Annotated in this window: 1 protein-coding gene; it reads left to right on the plus strand. The window is 37.1% G+C overall.

All coding sequences use genetic code 11. The features are described 5' to 3' along the window. Positions 1-84: 84 nt before the first annotated feature. The gene (locus QUA54_RS34290) at positions 85-1,227 is read left to right on the plus strand and encodes an ISAs1 family transposase (protein ID WP_333419496.1); all 1,143 of its coding nucleotides are present in this window, start codon (positions 85-87) and stop codon (positions 1,225-1,227) included. Positions 1,228-1,258 lie beyond the last annotated feature (31 nt).

Here is a 1,258-nt window from a genome sequence, read left to right on the forward strand (position 1 = left end):
TCTAAATTTTATGTTAACAGAATATGGTATATTGGATGACAATTATTGAGTATCCAAAAAACATTTAATTAGAGTTTACCCTGCATGAAACTCAAACCTAAAATCACCATTGCCGACCATTTTTCCGACTTAGAAGATCCCAGAATTGAGCGGACGAAACATCATCAATTAATTGACATTATCACCCTCTCACTTTGTGCCGTGATTTGCGGTGCTGATACATGGGTGGATATCGAAAGTTACGGGAGAGCTAAATACGAATGGTTGAAGAAAATTTTAGAATTGCCAAATGGCATACCTTCACATGACACAATTGCACGAGTATTTTCTCGCCTCAAACCGGAGCAATTTCAGAAATGTTTTTTGAGTTGGATTCAATCTATTAGTTGCTTCAATCCCGGAGAAGTAATCGCAATTGATGGCAAAACTCTTCGCCATTCTTACGATCGGGGAGGAGATAAAAAAGCAATTCATATGGTCAGTGCTTGGGCGACCAGTCAAAGATTAGTTTTAGGACAAGTTAAGGTAGATAAAAAATCTAATGAGATCGCAGCTATTCCGGCTTTACTCAAAGTATTAGAATTAAATGGAAGCATTGTCACCATTGATGCTATGGGCTGTCAGAGGTCAATTGTGAAGTCAATTGTCGAACAAGAAGGAGATTATGTAATTACCTTAAAAAAGAACCAACCATCTCTGTATGCCAGAGTAGAAGAGTTGTTTAAACAAGCAATTAGACAAGAATTTTCGGGATTTACACATACAGCTTATTCGACAAATAAAGAAAGTAATCACGGTCGCTCAGAAATCCGACATCACTTAATGTTAAGTGACATCAAAGAGCTGATTGACCCCGACAATCAATGGGAGAAACTTCACAGTATAGGCCTGATAGAATCCGTGAGAATAGTGAAGGGAAAAACAACTATTGAAACTCGTTATTATATTAGTAGTTTATCAAATGATGCTCAAAAACTTGGTGAATCAGTCCGCAGCCATTGGGGAATTGAAAATTCTTTACATTGGGTATTAGATGTGGGTTTTCGTGAAGATGATTGTCGGATTAGAAAAGATAATGCTCCGCAAAACTTTGCTATGATTAGACACATCTCGCTTAATCTTTTGAATCAAGAAAAAACCTCAAAAACCGGAGCAAGAAATAAGCGACTTCGAGCCGGGTGGGATGATGAATATTTGACTAAGATTTTGGCTGTTGCAGTTAACTAAATTCTCACGAATAACTCATTAGTAACTATTA

Source organism: Microcoleus sp. MOSTC5, assembly GCF_036701825.1.
Taxonomy (GTDB): domain Bacteria; phylum Cyanobacteriota; class Cyanobacteriia; order Cyanobacteriales; family Microcoleaceae; genus Microcoleus; species Microcoleus asticus.